Genomic DNA, 19,417 nt, shown 5'->3' with positions numbered 1-19,417 from the left:
CTAATATTTCGTTGAAACCTTCCCATCCTCAACAGTATACCATGCATTTTCGTCCTTATTCTCAAACATACTTACTGTAAAAGGGCGATCCGTGGCTGATGTAATAAACGTTTGTCCGCTATGTTTCGTCAGTGTCTCCGTAATCACGTCAATTTTCTGTTGATCCAGATTCCCAAACACATCATCAAGCAGCATGATCGGCAGGTCATCCAGCTGATCTGTATAGTAAAAAAGCTGAGCCATCTTCAGTGCCATAGAAAACAGGCGATGCTGCCCCTGCGATCCATACTTCCGAAGCTCACTGTCATCCAGATAAAATACAATTTCATCGCGATGCGGACCGGTAAGTGTCTGCTCACGCTCCGCCTCTTTTTCAAAATCATCTTCCAGAAGTTTTTGATATGTCTCGCGGATTACTTCAACGCTGCTCAAATCCTCACATATAGTTTGATATTCCAGGGTCGGTTCCAGCTTCAATTCCGATATCGTACGATACTGCAGAGCCAGGTATCTCTTAAACTGTTCAAGAACTTCAAATCGCTTAAATATAATGGATGCACCGGTTTCTGTCAGCTGCTCATCCCACGGTTCAAGATAGGTTTTCAGCATTGACAGTGATCCCCTAAACTCCTGAAGGAGTTTATTCCGCTGCTTTCTGATTTTTCTGAACTTCATCAGATCGCGCAAATATTTTGGCGATATCTGACTGATAAGCGAATCCAAAAAAGATCGGCGTTCGGCCGGGCCTTCGCTGGTCAGCTTCTTATCCTCAGGACTCAAAACAACAACCGGTACCATCCCGATCAGGTCCGAGAGCCGGTCAAGCGGGCTGTCGTTTACAAAAATCTTTTTACCATCGCCTTTCGAATAGCTGCAGCTCACTTTAAAGGATGCCCGGATCTCCCCTTCAAAATCACCGTTAATCATAAAATACTTCTCGTCGTGATGGGGAACATACATATCACTGGAAGCAACAAAGCTGCGACTCATGCAGAGATAGTGAATGGCATCAATCAGGTTGGTTTTACCGGACCCATTCTGTCCTGTTATCAGGTTGATGTGCGGAGCAAACCGAACTTCTGTATCTATATGATTTCTAAAATTTCGAAGCTTGAGGCGATTTATACGCATATTTTGTTCATCATCATCCATTTCATCAGATGAACAAAATACATGAAATAATGTTCACTCTCAGGGATATGTACTACTCTTTTCTCATTTCGTCGAGCGCGCTGTAAACACCATTTGTCCAGCCATATCCATCCTGATAGGCGTAATCTCCACCGGCATTCTCCCGATCCAAATCAATTACATTATATTTCTCAACCAGCTTTCCGTTTTGCTGGAACACCTGATCAACTAAACTCATCCAGCGTCCGGTTATCTCATCCGATAAGCGATTGAATCCGTAATTTTTCAGACCCACAACTGCCATCCAGTGCAGAGGTGCCCATCCGTATGGCGCATCCCATTGATGCCCGGACTCCTGCAGACTTGTCACCAAACCGCCTTTCTTTAAAAACCTTCTCTCCAGATGGGATGCGATTTTCGTTGCCTGATCTTTTGTAGCCAGCCCAAAATAGAGCGGATATACTGCGGCAAGCGTCCAGTGTTCGGTTCGTTTTTTTGTTCGAACGTTGTAATCAAAAAAGAATCCTTCCGATTTACCCCACATCAGCTCAATGATCGCCTTTTTCCGCTGATAGGCCCTTCGTTCAAATTCACGGGCTTTCTCATCTTTACCAACCTTAAAATTCCAATCCGATATTTTTTTCTCCGTGTACCACAAGAGTGTGTTTAAATCTACAGGGAGGATATCTGTTGTAGATATCGTTTTTTGGCCACTGTTTTGCGTCAGCCACCGGCTGCTGAAGCTCCAACCCGATTCACTTGCTGCGCGAATATTTCTGTAAAACTCCTTTTCGTTATTCCCATTATAGGTTTTGATTTCTGCTAAATCTCTATTCCAGGCCTCCTGCCGGGGTGTTGTCCGGTCCGACCAATAGCGATTAAGCCGGTAGTTACTTGTATGAATTTTGTCATCAGGGCCAACTCTTTTTTGAAGAGCAAACGAAACGGCATGCTTCTCCTGATTTTCATCTTTATCCATCCAGAAATTATACTCTTTTTCAGCGGCCGGAAGAACTTCACCCAGCAGATCATCCCCAAAAAGCTTTACTGCCATTTCCGCAATCGGAGTGTAAAATGGAGGCTGAGAGCGATCCGCCAGATAAACCCTGTTGCCACCGGGTATATATCCAAGCTTTTTAATGAGATGGCTGAAATTGTGCACCATATTCAGAATCATCTTTTCGTGGCCGTCAGCCCGAAGACCCTGAGCCATAAAATAGCTTTCCCAATAGTACACTTCCCTAAAATTCCCGCCGGCTACAACGTAAGGATGTGGCAATGGAATCAATGAATCAAACTCGGAAACAGCTTTATCCGGTTTTCTAAACAGTACATTCCAAAGAGAACTGATGTGCTCTCTACAGACTTTTTTCCTGTTAATATTGACAACTTGTGAATACTCTTCCGGTTTCTCAAAGTATGTGAGAACAAACGTTTTCAGATCAAAGATGGGCTCATCTTTCAGTTTTTCCCATAGCCGGAAAATTCTCTCAGGGTCATCTTTTGGTACCATATCCACAAACTGCTTGCAGTCGGAAAAAATCTTCTTTTTCTGGACAGCTTCAAATAGCTCACCCGCAAGCTGTATCTGTTTCGTCTGTGATGCCATATGTTTACCCGAATTCAATTAACGGCTCTTTGATTTGAGCTTTTACTTATCAGTGAGAAAAAGTACTGTTCAGAATTGGTTTTTTAAAGACGGACTTTCAAATTAGCAGATTTTAATCACCCACAGTGATTTACGAAAATCTTTCTCCAAATAAAAAAGGGACAGCGTTGACTGTCCCTTTTCAAATTCGATATATGAATTCAGGTTATAGCCCAAATACATCTCTTCCCAGGAAAAGTGCACTTTCGCCCAACTCCTCTTCTATTCTAAAGAGCTGATTGTATTTGGCAATCCGATCGGTTCTACTCATAGAGCCCGTCTTGATCTGGCCGGCATTGGTCGCCACTGCGATATCGGCAATGGTGGTATCCTCCGTTTCACCGGATCTGTGGGAAATCACGGCTGTATAACCGTTTTTATGAGCCATCTCAATCGCGTCGAGCGTTTCGGTTAACGTACCGATCTGATTCACCTTGACAAGAATTGAGTTTCCAATTCCTTTCTTTATTCCTTCGGCTAAACGATCTGTGTTGGTTACAAACAGGTCGTCGCCCACTAGCTGAATTTTATCACCCAAAGCATCCGTCATGGTTTTCCAGCCGTCCCAGTCATCCTCATACATTCCATCTTCGATAGAAATAATCGGGTATTTTTCGACCCACTCGGTCCAGTATTCAACCATGGCATCGGCATCACGCTTTGAACCGTCACTCCACTTAAATTCGTAGATACCTGTTTTGGTATTGTAAAATTCAGATGCGGCAGGATCAAGTGCGATTAATACATCATCTCCAGGTGTATATCCGGCTTTTTCTATGGCCTTCAGAATGACCTCTACAGCCTCTTCATTTGATTTGAGGTCAGGAGCAAAACCCCCTTCATCCCCAACGGCTGTGCTGTATCCTTTTGAAGAGAGAACCTTCTTAAGGTTATGAAATATCTCTGCTCCCATTTGAACTGCCTTGCTGTATGAGTCTGCTCCCGCCGGCATGATCATAAATTCCTGAGGATCTACATTATTATCAGCGTGTGATCCACCATTGATGATATTCATCATCGGGAGTGGCAATACTTTTGCATTTACACCGCCCAGATATCTCCAGAGAGGAAGACCGGTTGTTTCCGCTGCTGCTTTGGCCACGGCCATCGAAACTCCCAGAATAGCATTGGCTCCCAGTTTCGATTTATTCGGTGTGCCATCCAGCTGAATCATCATCTGATCAATTTCTGTCTGTAAATAGGCAGGGTACCCAATCAGTTCCTCAGCAATTTCACCATTCACATTTTCGACAGCTTTCTTCACGCTTTTACCCAGATAATAACTCTTGTCATCATCTCGCAATTCTACGGCTTCGTGCTCTCCTGTTGATGCACCTGACGGAACTGCTGCTCTTCCTATGGCTCCATTAGACAAAACCACGTCAACCTCAACTGTTGGGTTGCCACGTGAATCCAGAATTTGTCTCGCATGGATGTCTTCAATTAAACTCATAATCAATTATTTTGGTTAGTGTATAAGTACTCTAAAGTTAATGCTAAATCTCTTCATCAAGAAATATAACGATGAAACCCATCTTACTGTTCGATATTGACGGAACGTTACTACATGTAAAAAAGAATTTCCTGCATGAAATTATACATCAAATATTAACGGAGTTTGAACTCAGTGATATTTCACTAAAAAATCGCTCTTTTGCCGGCCGAACCGACAGGGATATTTTTACTGAGCTCATTGAGGAGTTCTCTCATACCCGGAATCTGTATGACTCTATTTCAGCCAGGTATATAAAATTAATGACAGAAAACCTCTCAGCGGAAGATGTGGACATGATTGAGGGAGTGCGCGACGCGATAGACTTTGCACGGCTCCACAATATCCCCGTTGGTTTATGTACGGGAAACTACCGGGAAGTAGCTTATGCAAAAGTTGGAGCGGTGGGCTTAAACGAGATCTTTGAATTTGGGGGTTTCGGCTGTGACCATCACGATAGAAACCACCTTCCCGGGCTGGCGAGTATGGAGTACAAGAAAAGATTTAATCAATCGGCTGAATCAAACCGGTTCATTGTAATAGGCGATACTCCAAATGATGTTCGCTGTGCGCGTCATTTCGGAGCAAAAGCCGTCGCAGTAACCACCGGTAGTTTCAATAAAATACAGCTCGAAAAGTATAAACCCGATCTGATTTTAGATTCTCTCCGGTCACCCAAAAATTGGCTTGATCAACTTACCAAAGCCAGCCAAATGTAAAGGTAATTTGCGGTGTGCCAAAAAATTTCTGTGGCTCAAAAAAGTCCTCCAGCACAAGTTGGCCATTCTGCCAAACATACGGGCTTTGGTTTGGACCTGTCTGTTGCTGAATAACAGGCTGCTTGGGTTGCATCATTTGTATTCCCTCTGTGAAGTAGTAGAAATAGTAGCCAAATTCAACACTGTTCAGGCGTGAAAAATTACTTCCGATATCTACACCCAGTTTAATTTCACCGGCACCGCCCCAATGCCAGTCACCTTCTCCCATTCTTGAAAAAACATCATTAACCCGTTCCGGTTGTGCAAATTGTATGAAAAGCTCCCCATTATCTTCAATAATCAGGTACTCATTACCCGTCTCCCGATAGTTGTTATCGTTCCTGTCATTAAAATATGGATATGTAAATGCCGCTACCGGACCGGCTTGTGCACTCACAAAAAATCTGTAGTTTTCCTGTACAGATTTGGGAAAAATACGTTGTCTGAAACCCGCCATTAAAGGAAAGGCTAATCCCCTTTGAAATTTATTGGGTATAATCTGCTGCCCAAAGAAAAAATCGGTAAACGTCTGTTCGCTTTCATCCCGCAAGCCTGTTATGCCCAAAGAGAACATAATTTCGGATTGTGGTCCCACCACTCTTCGATATTCGCCGCCAATACCAAATCCAAAATTGTTCATGTTGATATTTATTCCGAATCCCGACTCATACACATCGCTCAGGGTCGTAGCATCTCTTTGAGGCTTAATTACGTCCGGTTCCTCAATCTGAGCTTTTAGATCACTTGAGAGAAAAAATGAGAATAGTAGAGCAAGTAAGCCTGTTTGTAGAAGTTGTATTGATTTTTTCATATACCTGAATAGTTCTGAGTAACTTAGTTCTCTAACGCATTAATCGTTAAATCCATTGCATCTAACAACAGATTAAGGTCAATAATTTTATTGAAAGATGCTTCTTTTGTAAAACGGCATTTGATTATTGTTGTATTTAGGCTTTTATTCAGGCAGAAATTTCTCTTTTCATACTTCAATTCAATCATTTAGGTGATTATGAGCACAGTCACAAAATATTTGGCATACGGGCCAAACAAGACGCTTCGAAGAATTCCATCCAAGCTGTTTGAAGCTTTAGAACCGAAGTTTCTATACAATTATAAATCATCAGCAAACAACGATGAAATTTTTGTTGCTGTTTATGAGCAATATGAAAAACAGATCAACGCAACAACCACGTTAACCGCCATACTTGAGTGCAACGACGATCACACTCGAATTGAACTTAAAAAATCAGGCGGAAGAATGGGATTTCGTGGCAGCTCTCTCTCAGAAGAAAGAAGCATTGAGTCTGATGTGATTGATTTTATCATGGACTTTTCGAAACGATTTGGACTTTCACTGCAAGAAGAAGTTGCATCTCCCGCTTCCGAAGAAGAAGAGGAAGATTAACTATATATATAAATGAGCAGTAATTCCGAAAAAGTATGGACCGTTCTGTCCATGCTTGAATGGACCACGGATTTTTTTGAAGAGAAAGGTGTTCAAAATCCCAGGCTTAGTATTGAGTGGCTTTTAGCTGATGTACTCAATATTAACCGGCTGGATCTCTACCTGAAATTCGACCGTCCACTTTCCTCCACTGAGCTGGATCAGCTTCGTCCTTTAGTAAAGAGAAGAAGTTTACATGAACCTCTGCAGCATCTGACCGGTTCTACTGATTTTCTGAACTGTACAATTCATGTAAACAAAGATGTACTCATTCCAAGAACGGAAACGGAACAGCTGGTTGAACTGATACTCAATCAACATTCCAACGCTGACGCACTTAGTGTTCTTGATATAGGAACCGGCAGTGGATGCATTCCAATTGCCATTAAAAAAGCTCGTCCCAATTGGAACTGTACGGGAGTTGACATTTCGCCCGAGGCACTGAAATTATCATCTCACAACGCAGAGCTCAACGAAGTAGAAGTCGCATTCTTAGAAGCTGACCTGAACACGTTGGTTCAGAATAAAAAGATTATGGAACAGGAATGGGATATCATTATCTCCAATCCTCCTTATATCACCCCTCCCGAAAAAAGTGAGATGGATCCACAGGTTTTAAATTATGAACCTGAACTTGCGCTCTTCCACAATGATCCTTTGTCACTTTATCGAAAAATCTGTGAATTCGCATCGCTCTCCGGAGCCAAGCTTTTCCTGGAGTGCAATGACAAATTTGCTGTGAAAATAAAAGAGACGGCAGTCTCATTTTTTCATGATGTAGAGCTCATTCAGGACTACGATGAAAATGATCGGTTTCTAATTGCCCAAAATCCTGTTAAATAGCGCAGTATCAACTGCTTTTTTCCTTTCTTTAGACATTTTCAACTGTTAGTCACTTATATATCGCACACAATGTGGATAACTTGTGGAAAAGTTTTTATCGCCGGAAATCCAAAGTTTCCCCCAGACTAAATTTGCGTTAGGGAATTGTTAAGCGGTGTCAAGCGGAATTTGGTAATTTTTTTAAATAAACCCTAATTTATTGCGCACCAATAAATTAGGGTATTTATAAAAATGTGGATAACTTTGGGGTAACTGGGTAAATTTTTTTTGATTTCAGGGTAATAAATTCACATTTTCTGTTCAGCTATTACGGCAGTCCAATTGAACCGTGTGGATAACTGCTCAATATTTTAATACCACAAGTCCCCAGGAGGTTGTTTACGTTGAATACACTTACCGCTGAAAGTGCATGGAGTGAATGTTTAGAGATAATTCAGGATAATATCAGTTATCAGAAGTACAAATCCTGGTTTGAGCCGATCAAACCAGTCAAGCTCGAAAATGATACTCTTACAATACAGGTGCCCAGTCAATTCTGGTACGAGTGGCTGGAGGAGCACTATTATAATATGCTCCGTTCTACTATCGCAAAAATTTTAGGCGACCAAGGGAAACTGGAATATTCAGTGTTAGTGGAAAAATCTGATCGAATGGAAGACAATCGATCTGTGAGATTGCCGCAGCGGCCAAGCCCTCCAAACAATTCGCAGCAAGTCAATACTTTTTCTGACTATCATCCCGGTAAAATCGAAAACCCATTCGTTATACCTGGAATTAAAAAAGCGAATATTGAATCGAACCTAAACAGCAATTACGTTTTTGAGCGGTACATAGAGGGAGACTGCAACCGGCTGGCAAGATCCGCGGCCATGGCCATTTCCGAAAATCCAGGAAAAAATTCATTTAATCCGCTATTTGTTTATGGCGGAACCGGGCTGGGGAAAACACACCTGATTCAAAGTATCGGCAACAAGATAAAGCGGGATTTCGGAGATGAGTTTGCCGTGATGTATGTCTCTTCGGAAACATTCACCAATGAGTTTGTTCAGGCCATTCGAAACAACAGGGCGAGTGAATTCACCACGTATTACAGAAACATTGACGTACTTATTGTAGACGACATTCAGTTCTTCAGCGGAAAGGAAAAGACACAGGAGGAGTTTTTCCACATTTTTAACGCACTCCATCAGGATGGAAAACAGATTATTTTAAGCAGTGACCGAGCACCCAAAGACATCCCTGATATTGAAGACCGCCTGATTTCCCGTTTCAGCTGGGGACTAAGCGCAGATCTGCAAATTCCCGAATATGAAACCCGTTTTGCCATACTTGAGCGAAAGGCAAACGACAATGGCATTACGCTAGACCCTAACATTCTTGAATTTATCGCCCACAACTTTAAGTCCAATGTTCGCGACCTGGAAGGAGCCATCATTAAATTACTGGCCACGGCTTCGCTCAAGCATGTAGATGAAATTGATCTTACTCTGGCTAAAAATGTGCTGAAGGATATGGTGAAAAGTTCACACACGCAGATTTCCATTGAATCCATTCAGAATTATGTGTGTGAACACTTTGGTATTGACACAAACAAGGTGCGCGAGAAAACCCGAAAACAGGAAATTGTAGAAGCCCGGCAAATCGCCATGTTTCTTTCCAAGAAGTATACCAAATCGAGCCTTAAAACGATTGGATTACAGTTTGGCGGGCGAGACCATTCAACGGTGATTCACGCCATCTCTACGGTGGAAGAGCGGCTCTCTACAAGCCCGAAGCACAAGCGCATCCTCAGCGAACTGGAACAAAAAATCGAAGTGGCCAGCCTCTGATACCAAACCGCTCACTGATAATGCTCACCTGATTTTCTATTCTATATAGTTTATGCAAAACTCGCAGGACGCACCGGATGTCATCACTATTAAATCTATTCAGTTTCACGGGAAGCACGGGCATGCCGAAATCGAGAGAATCGAGGGCAATCAGTTTGAAGTGGACGTAACCGCGAAGGGTTTTTTTAAAGACTCGATCAAAAATGAGGAGTTGGACAAAACTTTCGACTACTCTCTTGCTGAAAAGACTGCTGCAGAAATTATTTACGGCCCATCCAAAAAACTAATTGAAACGCTTTGCTATCAAATCGGGGAAGAGCTATTCAAAAAAGCTGAGACTATCATTGAACTGATTGTAACCGTAAGAAAGTTAAATCCACCGGTTGATTCTCCTGCTAAGTACGCTCAAATAACCATGACATGGAAACGGTAATTGTTGCGATTGGTGCCAACCTCGGAGATAGGCTGAAAAGCTTCAAATTGGCTGCAGAGTTTTTAGCTTCACTCTCACTCAAACCAATTGTTAAGTCATCCATTTGGGAGTCGGAGCCCGTGGGACCTGCCAAATACACTTTTTATAATGGCGCTGCAAAAATCACCACCGATTTGTCTCCACCAGATCTTTTAGATGAGCTAAAAACATTTGAAAAAGAGGCCGGGCGAACTCAAACAGAACGGTGGGGCCCGAGAGTTCTGGACCTGGATATCATTCGCTATGGAAACTTGGTGATTGATAAGGATACCCTTATTATTCCACACCCGGAATATCGAAAGCGCCTTTTTGTGCTTAAGCCTATGCTGGAAATTGACCCGGATTGGGTAGACATCTCAACCGGAACTCCTATTCAGCAGATGGTAAAAAATGCACCGCGCATGGAAATTGAGAAAACAGATATTAGCTGGTAAATACCATTAGGATTTAGCAAACAACAATGCCCAATCAATTTGATTTTATCGCCATTGAAGGCGTAATAGGAGTCGGAAAAACGTCATTGGCAAAACTAATTGCCGAAAGCAGTAACGCCCGTCTGGTGCTGGAAGAGTTTGAAGAGAATCCCTTTCTTCCTCATTTTTACGAAAATCGAGAACGCTACGCATTCCAAACACAGCTTTCATTTTTGGCCAGTCGTTTCAAACAGCAGCAGCGAATGCTCAGCCGTGATCTTTTTGACGGCGGCATCGTATCTGACTACATGTTTGAAAAAGATCGCATTTTTGCGCGGCTGAATCTTGGCGAAGACGAAATGAACCTCTACGATAATATTTACAATATAATGACGGGGATTTCTGCCAGGCCGGATCTTGTTATATATCTTCAAAGCAACGTGGATCGGCTGATGAATAATATCGAGCAGCGTGGGAGGGATTACGAAAAACACATCACACCCGACTATTTACAGGAGCTCAGTGATGCGTACAATCAATTTTTTTACCACTACAATAAAGCTCCCTTGATGATTATTAACGCCTCAGAAATCGATTTTGTTAATAATCCAAGCCACTTGTCGTATATTAAAGAACAGATTTACAATCAACCGATTCGAAGCAATACACACATTCATATTATACCTGATTAATTAATGATCCGCTGGCTACTAATAGCCCTTTTTATCTACTTGATTTATAGATTGATCAAAGGGCCAAAATCAAAACAGAAAAGAAAATCATCATCTCCTTTTGATCAATTCAGACAGGGCCCATCAAAGCGAAAAGAGAGGCCCAACTTAGATCAGATCGAAGATGCGGAATTTGAAGACATAACCGAAAAAGAGAAAAAGACTGATAATTCATGAGTTTCGAAGAAAAACATAAACAAGGATATGAACTTTTACACGAAAGAGATCTTGATAAAAGCCTCGATACCGCGAGACAACTACAGAGGATGAATCCGGATGCGCCGGAAGGGTACACTCTTGAAGGCGAGGTAATGCAAAAGCTCAATCAATGGGAATCGAGCATTAAATCGTTAACGGATGCCATTGAAAGAGATGATGAAGATGGAAGGCTCTACAATCTGAGGGGATATTCATATCTCAACGATGACGATGCTGAAAATGCAAAAGAAGATTTTGAACGGGCCATCAAACTGGATAACCTGCCTGCCGCACACAGAAACATGGTTCTCTACATGGTTATGGCAGGGAAAGGAAATGAAGCTATTCCCTATCTTTTGGATAGAATCCGTAAAGAGCCCCGGGACGTGGAAAACTGGATTTTAATGGGCGACCTGATGAAAAAAGGCGGTCACGACGAGAAAGCAAAAACATACTATCAGCAGGCGTTGAAAATGGACCCTGAAAATGAGTATGTAAAAAATCTGCTTGAAGAAGAGTAGTAGAGATATCTGCTTTGCAGTTTTTTTAAAGCACCCGGTAAATCATGCAGAGTTAATAACTAAATAACTAACCGAAAAGTATTTTAAACATGAGTACTGATAAAGCCAAGATCTTTTATACAATTACTGACGAGGGACCTTTCCTTGCTACCCACTCTTTTCTGCCAATTTTAGAAGCTTTTACTAAAGCTGCCGGAGTAAACGTGGAAACCAAAGACATATCACTTGCGGGCAGAATACTTGCCAAATTTCCGGATTATTTGAAGGATGATCAAAAAGTATCGGATGCACTTGCCGAGCTTGGCGAACTGGCTAAAAAGCCGGAAGCAAATATCATCAAGCTTCCAAACATCAGTGCTTCTGTCCCTCAGCTGACTGCTGCAATCAAAGAGCTGCAAGGTAAAGGGTACGACCTTCCCGACTATCCTGAGGAGCCTAAAAACGATAAAGAAAAGAAAATTCAGGAACGCTACAACGCGGTTAAGGGAAGTGCTGTAAATCCGGTTCTGCGAGAGGGTAATTCAGACAGAAGAGCTCCAAAGCCGGTAAAAGAGTATGCCAGAAATAACCCGCACTCTATGGGTGAATGGAGCTCCGATTCTAAAACTCATGTTTCAGCCATGAGTGACAACGACTTTGCACATTCCGAAAAATCACTCACACTGGGTAGCGAAGATGAAGTGAAAATTGAGTTTGTGGATGAAAACGGAGACGTAACCGTTCTAAAAGATGGCCTATCGCTTCTTCCCGGCGAAGTGATTGACGCAGCCGCGATGAGCAAAAGTGAACTGCTGGAGTTTTTAGAAAATCAGGTTCAGGATGCCAAGGAAAAGGGCGTTCTTTTCTCACTCCATATGAAGGCAACCATGATGAAGGTTTCAGATCCTATCATCTTTGGCCATGCCGTGAGAGTCTATTTCAAGGATGTGTTTGAAAAGCATGGTAAAACACTGGACGAACTGGGTGTTGATCCCAATAACGGTTTTGGCGACCTGGAAGAAAAAATCAAGGAACTTCCTGAAGATAAACAGGCTGAGATTAAAGCTGATATTCAGAAATGTTACGAAAACGGGCCGGACCTGGCGATGGTTAATTCACACAAGGGAATAACCAATCTGCATGTACCGAGCGATGTAATTATAGATGCTTCCATGCCGGCCATGATCCGCACCTCAGGACAGATGTGGAACAAAAACGATGAAACTCAGGATACAAAAGCCGTCATTCCTGAAAGCAGCTATGCAGGAATTTATCAGGAAGTCATCGATTTCTGCAAGGAGAACGGTGCTTTTGATCCAACCACAATGGGAAGTGTACCTAATGTGGGACTGATGGCTAAAAAAGCTGAAGAATATGGATCGCATGACAAAACCTTTGAAATTTCCGGCAAAGGAAATGTTCGCGTTGTTAATAAAAACGGCAACACACTGTTAGAGCACGATGTTGAGGAAGGCGATATCTGGAGAATGTGCCAGACCAAAGACGCCGCTATTAAAGACTGGGTTGGACTTGCGGTACGAAGAGCCAGCGAAACCGGCGATCCGACAATCTTCTGGCTTGATGAAGATCGTGCTCACGACACAGAGCTGATCAAAAAAGTAAAACAGTATCTTCCCGAGTTCGATACAGACGGATTGGATATTCAAATTATGTCGCCCGTTAAGGCAATGCGATACACCCTGAAAAGAACAAAAGACGGAAAAGACACAATCTCCGTTACAGGTAACGTTCTTCGCGACTATCTTACCGATCTATTCCCGATTCTTGAGGTTGGAACCAGTGCAAAAATGCTCTCCATTGTTCCATTGATGAACGGCGGCGGACTTTTTGAAACCGGAGCAGGTGGATCCGCGCCAAAGCATATTCAGCAGTTTTTAGATGAAGGCCACTTGCGCTGGGACTCTTTGGGTGAATTTTTGGCTCTTGCAGTATCCCTGGAACATTTATCAAAAACGTTTGATAATGAGCGCGCCCTGATACTCTCTGAGGCTTTGGATGAAGCAAATACGACCTATTTGCAAAATGATAAGTCTCCATCCAGAAAAGTGAACGAACACGACAATAGAGGCAGTCACTTCTATCTGGCCACCTACTGGGCTCGTGCATTGGCTAAACAGACAAAAGACACAGATCTGGCTAATCATTTCAAATCTGTGGCCGAAAAGCTTGAAGAGAATGAGGAACAGATCAATAAAGAGTTGATTGATGCCCAGGGGCAACCTGAAGATATTGAAGGTTACTACTGGCCAAACCGGGAGATCGTTTTTGACCGAATGAGACCGAGTAAAACCTTGAATTCCATTATTGAATCTGTCTAAGGTTCTCTAAATATCATTTATTTAAAACCCGAATCACCCGATTCGGGTTTTTTTATACCTGCCAAAAAAGTGAAGTACCTCGAAGTAAATTCCTGCCTTTTTACGAAAGGCTCCTTAAATAACGTCAGTTCGAGATAAAGATGCCTCAAATGATGCAACACGTCACATTGAGCGCAATTTCGAGGGTGCTTTTTCCTCGAAATGAAGTCGAAATGTGTTTTCGACTCCGTTCCGACCAAAAAACGGTCGAAACTGCGCTCAAACTGACGATTATCGATAAAATTATATCAAACTCACGTTAAATAAGAAAAGCGCATAAAAAAAGCCGTGACTTGATGTGCTCAAATCACGGCTTAAAAATTTTTAGAACTTGAAGAGTTTATTCTTCAATATCCAAGTCTTCCTGTTCAGGAACAGCGGACTGCGTCTGAGAAGGTGCTGTAAATTCTGATGGATCAACATTCTCCATTGCAGATTGCTGAATAGTGCTTTGACCGCTATCGCCACGATCGATCGCAAAGTTTGCTAAAACACTCAAAGACAGAAACAGCGCTGCTAAGATTGATGTGGTTTTAGAAAGCAAATCTGCTGTTCTGCGGGCACCCATAGATGCGCCACCGGCCATACCGGCTGCCAGGCCACCGGACAAACCTTCTTTTTGTCCCGGCTGAAGAAGAATAACGACGATTAATAAAAAACTGATCAGTGTAATGACTGCAACAATAATTCCGTATAACATACTATGTAAAAAATTTTCTTGGTTTATAGAATCCTTAAGATAAAACTATTTACCCTTATTAAAAAGGTATTTGTAATAACGAACCACTCGAATATTATTGCCGGATAAAAGTAAAGACAAACCTATTTTGGAATGGGTTGAATAAGTTTTTCATCGTTATTTGAAGGGTCGTTAACTTTTTCACTTACACGAACAACAGACAAGTCGGTTAACAAAAATAGCTTTTTGGCTTTCTCAATAATATCAGCCGTTTCATTCTTTTCTTCTGCCTCAAGCCACTTAAAAGACAGCTCTCTATCCAGCAAAACGGGCATCGTTTCAGACATTGGATTAATCAGAACATTTGAGGGCATTGTGATAAGCTTGAAATAATCGGCTTTTTTGTTATAAATACCCGCCGCTACCATCAGTGGGTCATTTATCATACGCACAAAAAACGGGCTGCCTTTCTCCTTGTCATCTTTCCAGATATAAAAACCGCTTAATGGCACAGCACAGCTTACAAACTCTTTTTTCTGAAGTAGCTCGATTGCCTTTTCAGTATCAACCGTTGTTTCATGGGTTTGTTCATCACTCCATCGAACTCTGTTTATCGAAGGTTTAGCACCCATCTTGTGCACAATGAGGATGTGATGACCTGCAGATAAATTGTAATGCGGCTCAAATATGTTATCCCTGTTCGATTCCAGATTAAAATAATTTTCAACGGACTCCTTACCGGCAAAAAATGCGACACGTTTAGCCATAATTACACTATAAAATTTTGTATTGTTTGCTTGTCAGATTCTATTATTATAAAACAGACTAACATATAATAAGCGTTCAATCGTGAAAATCCTCTTTTTTAGCTCTTACGAAAACAGGCTGCGCTCTTTTTGGAGAATTTTAATCGTGACCGCCATTTTGCTCACCTCTATCGCAGCTATTGGGCTTTGGGGATTCAGAGGTTATGGATTTACCATCGTGTTGGCAATAGTTATGATCGGGATTCTCTGGCTTGGTTCCCGGAAAATAGATCGTCGGCCAATTTCTGAATATGGCATTAAGTTTAGTTCAGGCTGGCTGAAAGATTTTTTAGCTGGAAATGTGCTGGCCGCTTTGGCTATGGGAGGAATTGTATTGATTCATATCGCCATGGGGTGGGTTAATATCAGTTTTGAACAATTTAAAAACCCCGGAGAGGGCTTCTATTTAGGTTTGACTGTCACCCTTATTTTCATGGCAGCCGTAAGTTTTTGGGAAGAAACTTACTTTAGAGGTTACTTGATTCGTAATATTCAGGAAGGCCTTCATTTTAAAAAAACCGGAAAATCACTGGCCGTAATCGGTGCCGTCATTTTGTCCTCTTTACTCTTTGGCTTAACCCATCTCGGAAACCCGAACGCCACCTGGATATCAACTTTAAACATATCTATTGCTGGAATGGTGTTCGCTTATCCTTATATTATAACTAAGAGTTTAGCCATTCCGCTTGGAATGCACCTCTCCTGGAATTATTTTCAGGGCGCGGTTTTTGGATTACCGGTAAGCGGCAGCCAATTTGAACACATGCTGATGGTTGCTGAGACTACCGGACCCGAAACTTTTACTGGAGGAAATTTCGGCCCGGAGGCAGGAGCTGCCGGACTTTTAGGCTTGATGATTCTGCTTACGCTGAATGAAATCTACTTAACCGTGTTTTATAGTAATTAAAGTAAATGGCTGCCTGTACTATTCAAGGCTGAGCCATAAGCCGGATAAAAATTACCGGTATTTTTGAATTGAAATTTTGACTAAATAAGTGAGGATATAACGTTGTCGTTTAATCAGTTTCGACTAAGTTCCGATATTTTGAAGGGGTTGAAAGATGTTAAGATTGAAAGCCCCTCTACACTACAAAAGAAAATTTTTAAAGCAGTTCAGGAAGGCTCTGATTTAGTAATTAACACAAAAACGGATGACAGGCCCGAAGTGGGTTACCTGATCAATCTGTTAAATGAGATTGCCAAATCGGATCGCCGCCAAGGCACCAAGGGTATTATTTTAGCACCTGACAGTGAGCGTGCCAAATTTCTGGACGAATGGATCTGGGCTATCGGCTATCATGCATCCATTGAGAGTGCTTGCATTACATCTGACGGAGACCCCAAAAAACAACTCAACGCCCTTTCTGCAGGTCCCGTAGTTGTGGTTGCCACCCCCGTAGAGTTCAGTAATTTACTGGAGGAGGGAAAAATAATATTCAGAGAAGTCCAACAGCTTATTGTTGATCAGGCTGAAAAAGTTGAAAACTGGGATGCCGTCGACAATGTATCTACCCGTATCATTGGTAAGTGTCAGCGAATTTTTACGGCAGCCAAAGACAGTAAAGAGTTGAGGGAAGCAGAAAACAAACTTCTCACAGAACCTGAGTTGGTCACTCTTGCTAAAAAATCTCCTGAAAAAGAAAAAGATAAAGAGCCGGAAATCACCAAAGACCTTACACAGTACTACATCAATGTGCCGCCAAGATCCAAGATCTCTACATTGATGGCTCATCTGGATAATAATAAATCAGATACTGTTGTTATCTTCACCGCTTCGAGAAGAACTGCCGACCGTCTATACAAGATTTTAAGAAAGAGCAATCGAAGGGCTGTGAGCGTGCATCAGCAGTTGAATAAGGAAACGTTTGATGAACGGTTCAACCGATTTACTACCAATGACGTACAGCACTTGATTATTGGCGACATGACCGCCAAAGACCTTCCTTTAGAGCATGCATCACAAGTTATCAATTATGATGTGCCAGAAGATGTAAATGAGTATAAACTGCGTGCTGAACTTGTTGGAGATGGAAAAGCAACCCGTATTCTCTCACTTGTTTCAAAACAAGACAGAGGCGACATACAGGCTATTTGCAAATCGCTTGGATATGCACCAGAAGAAGTTCCGCTTCCGAAAAGTGTGAAAGACAAAATTTCCTCTGACAAAAAAGGGAAAAAGAAAAGCAGTAAACAATCCAAGCCTCGGAACGACAAACGCGCGAAGAGTAAAAAGCGCGGCAAGAGTCAAAAAGAGAGCAAGAAACATCATGGTTTACCTCGCCCTACTTTTGATCAGCTTGAAGGAGGAAGGGCCGGCAAGAAAAAAGAGGAGAAAGGTCTTGTGGGATTTTTTAAAAAGCTATTCTCCTAGTTAACTAACTCTTATGATAATTTAGAAGGTGATCAGGCTCTGCTTTGATCACCTTTTTTATTCGTCAAACATATCTTCAAAAGCTTTTTTACTGTCCGGTGCTGGTTCTGTAAAAAGGCTTACGATCCATGTTGCCAGTAATGACGCAAAAAAACCTGGAATCAGTTCATACATGAGCGCCTTAAGTTCCGGAATGAGATACCAACCAATGGTGACCAGTGTACCGGTTATTAATCCGGCAAATATTCCGGCACGAGTTGTTCCCTTCCAGTAAAGTGCTAGAATAGATGTAGGTCCAATAGAAGCCCCAAGACCGGCCCAGGCAAATAGAACAAGCCAAAAAACCAGATCCTCAGCGTAAAATCCAAAAATCAGTGCAAAAATTACTATAAAGAAGACTACAATTCTGCTGTAGAGTACCAGCTTATCTTGAGGCACTTCAACACCTCTTTTGAAGATCTTTTCATAGAGATCCCTGACCACGCTGGATGCCGCAACCAGCAGCTGCGAATCGGCTGTAGACATAATAGCGGCAAATATTGAGGCTAAAACAACCCCAAATAAAATAGGATGCAGATGAAGCTGCGCAAGCATCGGAAAAAGATTCTCTGTGTCGGCTCCGGGCAGCATTTCTACCTCGGGAAAGTATGCCCGGCCAGCAAGCCCTACAAAAACTGCTCCCCAGGCCATCAATACATTCCACGTAGTTCCAACCACGGCTACGTACTTAAACTGCTTAGGGTCATCAATAGACATGTATCGGGCCAGAATATGCGGATTACCGGGCGACCCAAGCCCAATACCCAGGAAGCCGATGGCCGCTCCAACAGACACCGCGAATGGATCCACATACATCACATCCATTAATGCCAGCGAGCTCAACAGTTCCTGAAGCCCACCAAAGTTCATGATTGCTATTACAGGTAACATCACAAGTGCAAGCATCATAAAGATTGCCTGAAACATATCCGTGAGACTGACTGCCAAAAATCCACCAACTATTGTATATACAAGAACAATACCTGCGGTTAATAAAACACCTGTATTTGTTTCAAGCCCAAACCCCGACGCGAAAGCTTTACCTCCCGCTACAAACTGAGAGGAGATATACCCGATCATAAAAACCAGGAAAATGACTACAATCGTAATTCTGAGTTTTCCGTCATGGTCGTTAAATCGCTCTGCAAAAAAGTCCGGGATGGTAATACAATTCCGGTTTTCCGTAAAATTTCTAAGCCTTCGGCCATAATAGAGAAAGAGAAAAATTTCAACGATGATATATCCGAGCACAGCCCAAATGGCTGATGGTCCCTGAGCATAGGCCATCCCAGTTACACCCAAAAGCAGCCAGGCACTTCTCCCTGATACAACAGCCGAAAGGGCTACCACAAAACGATTCATCTTACGCCCGCCAATAAAGTATTCCGAAATTCCGCGGGATGAGAATCTGGAAGCGTAAATACCAACACCGATTATCAGGATAAGATAGGCCACAAAAGCGATAACGGCACTCGAATCAAATGAAACGGAGACTAGCTGTGTTTCATCCATGTTTTTTAGATTTTCGAGTCGCCAAAAAAATGGTTCCGGTTATAATTAATACCGGCAGAATAAACATGATGACATAGAAAGAAATCACGACAGAAAAGATTAAAAATGCAATTTTAAAAAATATTTTCTGTTAGAGTGTAACATTATTTTAAGACTTCCGTAGCAGTGTGAAG

At 42.2% G+C, this 19,417-nt stretch carries 18 protein-coding genes; 11 read left to right on the top strand and 7 right to left on the bottom strand.

Going from position 1 to position 19,417, the window contains the following annotated elements; genetic code table 11:
* The 3 genes from recF to eno all read right to left on the bottom strand — a co-directional run bounded on the left by recF (window position 1) and on the right by eno (window position 4,232).
* Window positions 1–1,152: a DNA replication/repair protein RecF gene (gene recF, locus U5K35_RS00295; protein ID WP_322569472.1), complete on the bottom strand. Its 1,152-nt coding sequence runs from the start codon at window positions 1,150–1,152 to the stop codon at window positions 1–3.
* 52 nt (window positions 1,153–1,204) lie between these two features.
* Window positions 1,205–2,740: a trehalase family glycosidase gene (locus U5K35_RS00290; RefSeq protein ID WP_322569471.1), complete on the bottom strand. Its 1,536-nt coding sequence runs from the start codon at window positions 2,738–2,740 to the stop codon at window positions 1,205–1,207.
* 205 nt (window positions 2,741–2,945) lie between these two features.
* A complete protein-coding gene (eno, locus tag U5K35_RS00285) occupies window positions 2,946–4,232 on the bottom strand; it encodes a phosphopyruvate hydratase (protein WP_322569470.1) in 1,287 nt (428 codons plus the stop codon).
* A 71-nt stretch (window positions 4,233–4,303) separates the two neighbouring features.
* On the opposite strand from eno, the gene U5K35_RS00280 reads away from it, so the two are divergent.
* Window positions 4,304–4,990 carry an HAD family hydrolase gene (locus tag U5K35_RS00280; RefSeq protein WP_322569469.1) on the top strand — a complete coding sequence of 229 codons (687 nt, stop codon included), beginning with the start codon at window positions 4,304–4,306 and terminating at the stop codon, window positions 4,988–4,990.
* Here U5K35_RS00280 and U5K35_RS00275 read toward each other — a convergent pair.
* Entirely contained in the window at window positions 4,968–5,840 is an 873-nt protein-coding gene (locus U5K35_RS00275) for a hypothetical protein (RefSeq protein WP_322569468.1), read from the bottom strand. The genes U5K35_RS00280 and U5K35_RS00275 overlap by 23 nt on opposite strands.
* 198 nt (window positions 5,841–6,038) lie before the next feature.
* Between U5K35_RS00275 and U5K35_RS00270 the strand changes: the two genes are divergently transcribed.
* The 8 genes from U5K35_RS00270 to U5K35_RS00235 all read left to right on the top strand — a co-directional run bounded on the left by U5K35_RS00270 (window position 6,039) and on the right by U5K35_RS00235 (window position 13,798).
* Window positions 6,039–6,434 carry a hypothetical protein gene (locus tag U5K35_RS00270; RefSeq protein WP_322569467.1) on the top strand — a complete coding sequence of 132 codons (396 nt, stop codon included), beginning with the start codon at window positions 6,039–6,041 and terminating at the stop codon, window positions 6,432–6,434.
* 12 nt (window positions 6,435–6,446) lie between these two features.
* Window positions 6,447–7,316 (top strand): peptide chain release factor N(5)-glutamine methyltransferase, encoded by an 870-nt coding sequence (gene prmC, locus U5K35_RS00265; RefSeq protein ID WP_322569466.1) that lies wholly within the window; start codon window positions 6,447–6,449, stop codon window positions 7,314–7,316.
* A gap of 383 nt (window positions 7,317–7,699) precedes the next feature.
* Complete coding sequence (dnaA, locus tag U5K35_RS00260; protein WP_322569465.1) at window positions 7,700–9,145, top strand: chromosomal replication initiator protein DnaA; 1,446 nt, start codon at window positions 7,700–7,702, stop codon at window positions 9,143–9,145.
* Window positions 9,146–9,197: 52 nt separating this feature from the next.
* A complete protein-coding gene (locus tag U5K35_RS00255; RefSeq protein ID WP_322569464.1) occupies window positions 9,198–9,578 on the top strand; it encodes a dihydroneopterin aldolase in 381 nt (126 codons plus the stop codon).
* On the top strand, window positions 9,566–10,051 hold the full coding sequence (gene folK / locus U5K35_RS00250) for a 2-amino-4-hydroxy-6-hydroxymethyldihydropteridine diphosphokinase (RefSeq protein WP_322569463.1): 486 nt from the start codon (window positions 9,566–9,568) through the stop codon (window positions 10,049–10,051). The genes U5K35_RS00255 and folK overlap by 13 nt, the downstream gene beginning before the upstream one ends.
* A gap of 26 nt (window positions 10,052–10,077) precedes the next feature.
* Window positions 10,078–10,722 carry a deoxynucleoside kinase gene (locus U5K35_RS00245; RefSeq protein ID WP_322569462.1) on the top strand — a complete coding sequence of 215 codons (645 nt, stop codon included), beginning with the start codon at window positions 10,078–10,080 and terminating at the stop codon, window positions 10,720–10,722.
* Between the two features lie 212 nt (window positions 10,723–10,934).
* A complete protein-coding gene (locus tag U5K35_RS00240; RefSeq protein ID WP_322569461.1) occupies window positions 10,935–11,480 on the top strand; it encodes a tetratricopeptide repeat protein in 546 nt (181 codons plus the stop codon).
* Between the two features lie 89 nt (window positions 11,481–11,569).
* A complete protein-coding gene (locus tag U5K35_RS00235) occupies window positions 11,570–13,798 on the top strand; it encodes an NADP-dependent isocitrate dehydrogenase (RefSeq protein WP_322569460.1) in 2,229 nt (742 codons plus the stop codon).
* Window positions 13,799–14,177: 379 nt separating this feature from the next.
* Here the strand turns inward: U5K35_RS00235 and secG are convergent, their stop codons facing one another.
* Together secG and U5K35_RS00225 are read right to left on the bottom strand one after the other, a co-directional pair.
* On the bottom strand, window positions 14,178–14,537 hold the full coding sequence (gene secG, locus U5K35_RS00230) for a preprotein translocase subunit SecG (RefSeq protein WP_322569459.1): 360 nt from the start codon (window positions 14,535–14,537) through the stop codon (window positions 14,178–14,180).
* Window positions 14,538–14,659: 122 nt separating this feature from the next.
* On the bottom strand, window positions 14,660–15,283 hold the full coding sequence (locus U5K35_RS00225) for an SOS response-associated peptidase family protein (protein ID WP_322569458.1): 624 nt from the start codon (window positions 15,281–15,283) through the stop codon (window positions 14,660–14,662).
* 82 nt (window positions 15,284–15,365) lie between these two features.
* On the opposite strand from U5K35_RS00225, the gene U5K35_RS00220 reads away from it, so the two are divergent.
* Both U5K35_RS00220 and U5K35_RS00215 read left to right on the top strand, forming a co-directional pair.
* Window positions 15,366–16,229 (top strand): type II CAAX endopeptidase family protein, encoded by an 864-nt coding sequence (locus U5K35_RS00220; protein WP_322569457.1) that lies wholly within the window; start codon window positions 15,366–15,368, stop codon window positions 16,227–16,229.
* Between the two features lie 138 nt (window positions 16,230–16,367).
* Window positions 16,368–17,693: a DEAD/DEAH box helicase gene (locus U5K35_RS00215; RefSeq protein WP_322569456.1), complete on the top strand. Its 1,326-nt coding sequence runs from the start codon at window positions 16,368–16,370 to the stop codon at window positions 17,691–17,693.
* Between the two features lie 57 nt (window positions 17,694–17,750).
* Here the strand turns inward: U5K35_RS00215 and U5K35_RS00210 are convergent, their stop codons facing one another.
* A complete protein-coding gene (locus tag U5K35_RS00210) occupies window positions 17,751–19,244 on the bottom strand; it encodes a sodium/proline symporter (RefSeq protein ID WP_322569455.1) in 1,494 nt (497 codons plus the stop codon).
* Window positions 19,245–19,417: the final 173 nt, after the last annotated feature.

Origin of the sequence: Rhodohalobacter sp. (assembly GCF_034521535.1) — a bacterium.
GTDB lineage: Bacteria > Bacteroidota > Rhodothermia > Balneolales > Balneolaceae > Rhodohalobacter.
The sequence above is the reverse complement of the archived record's forward strand: the minus strand, read 5'-3'. Positions and strand labels throughout refer to the sequence as shown.

Coding starts and splice junctions, on each gene's coding strand:
- U5K35_RS00255 (WP_322569464.1), top strand. CDS start 9,198: ATGCAAAACTCGCAGGACGCACCGGATGTCATCACTATTAAATCTATT.
- U5K35_RS00245 (WP_322569462.1), top strand. CDS start 10,078: ATGCCCAATCAATTTGATTTTATCGCCATTGAAGGCGTAATAGGAGTC.
- secG (WP_322569459.1), bottom strand. CDS start 14,537: ATGTTATACGGAATTATTGTTGCAGTCATTACACTGATCAGTTTTTTA.
- U5K35_RS00290 (WP_322569471.1), bottom strand. CDS start 2,740: ATGGCATCACAGACGAAACAGATACAGCTTGCGGGTGAGCTATTTGAA.
- recF (WP_322569472.1), bottom strand. CDS start 1,152: ATGGATGATGATGAACAAAATATGCGTATAAATCGCCTCAAGCTTCGA.
- U5K35_RS00275 (WP_322569468.1), bottom strand. CDS start 5,840: ATGAAAAAATCAATACAACTTCTACAAACAGGCTTACTTGCTCTACTA.
- U5K35_RS00240 (WP_322569461.1), top strand. CDS start 10,935: ATGAGTTTCGAAGAAAAACATAAACAAGGATATGAACTTTTACACGAA.
- U5K35_RS00225 (WP_322569458.1), bottom strand. CDS start 15,283: ATGGCTAAACGTGTCGCATTTTTTGCCGGTAAGGAGTCCGTTGAAAAT.
- folK (WP_322569463.1), top strand. CDS start 9,566: ATGGAAACGGTAATTGTTGCGATTGGTGCCAACCTCGGAGATAGGCTG.
- U5K35_RS00280 (WP_322569469.1), top strand. CDS start 4,304: ATGAAACCCATCTTACTGTTCGATATTGACGGAACGTTACTACATGTA.
- eno (WP_322569470.1), bottom strand. CDS start 4,232: ATGAGTTTAATTGAAGACATCCATGCGAGACAAATTCTGGATTCACGT.
- U5K35_RS00210 (WP_322569455.1), bottom strand. CDS start 19,244: ATGGATGAAACACAGCTAGTCTCCGTTTCATTTGATTCGAGTGCCGTT.
- prmC (WP_322569466.1), top strand. CDS start 6,447: ATGAGCAGTAATTCCGAAAAAGTATGGACCGTTCTGTCCATGCTTGAA.
- U5K35_RS00235 (WP_322569460.1), top strand. CDS start 11,570: ATGAGTACTGATAAAGCCAAGATCTTTTATACAATTACTGACGAGGGA.
- U5K35_RS00270 (WP_322569467.1), top strand. CDS start 6,039: ATGAGCACAGTCACAAAATATTTGGCATACGGGCCAAACAAGACGCTT.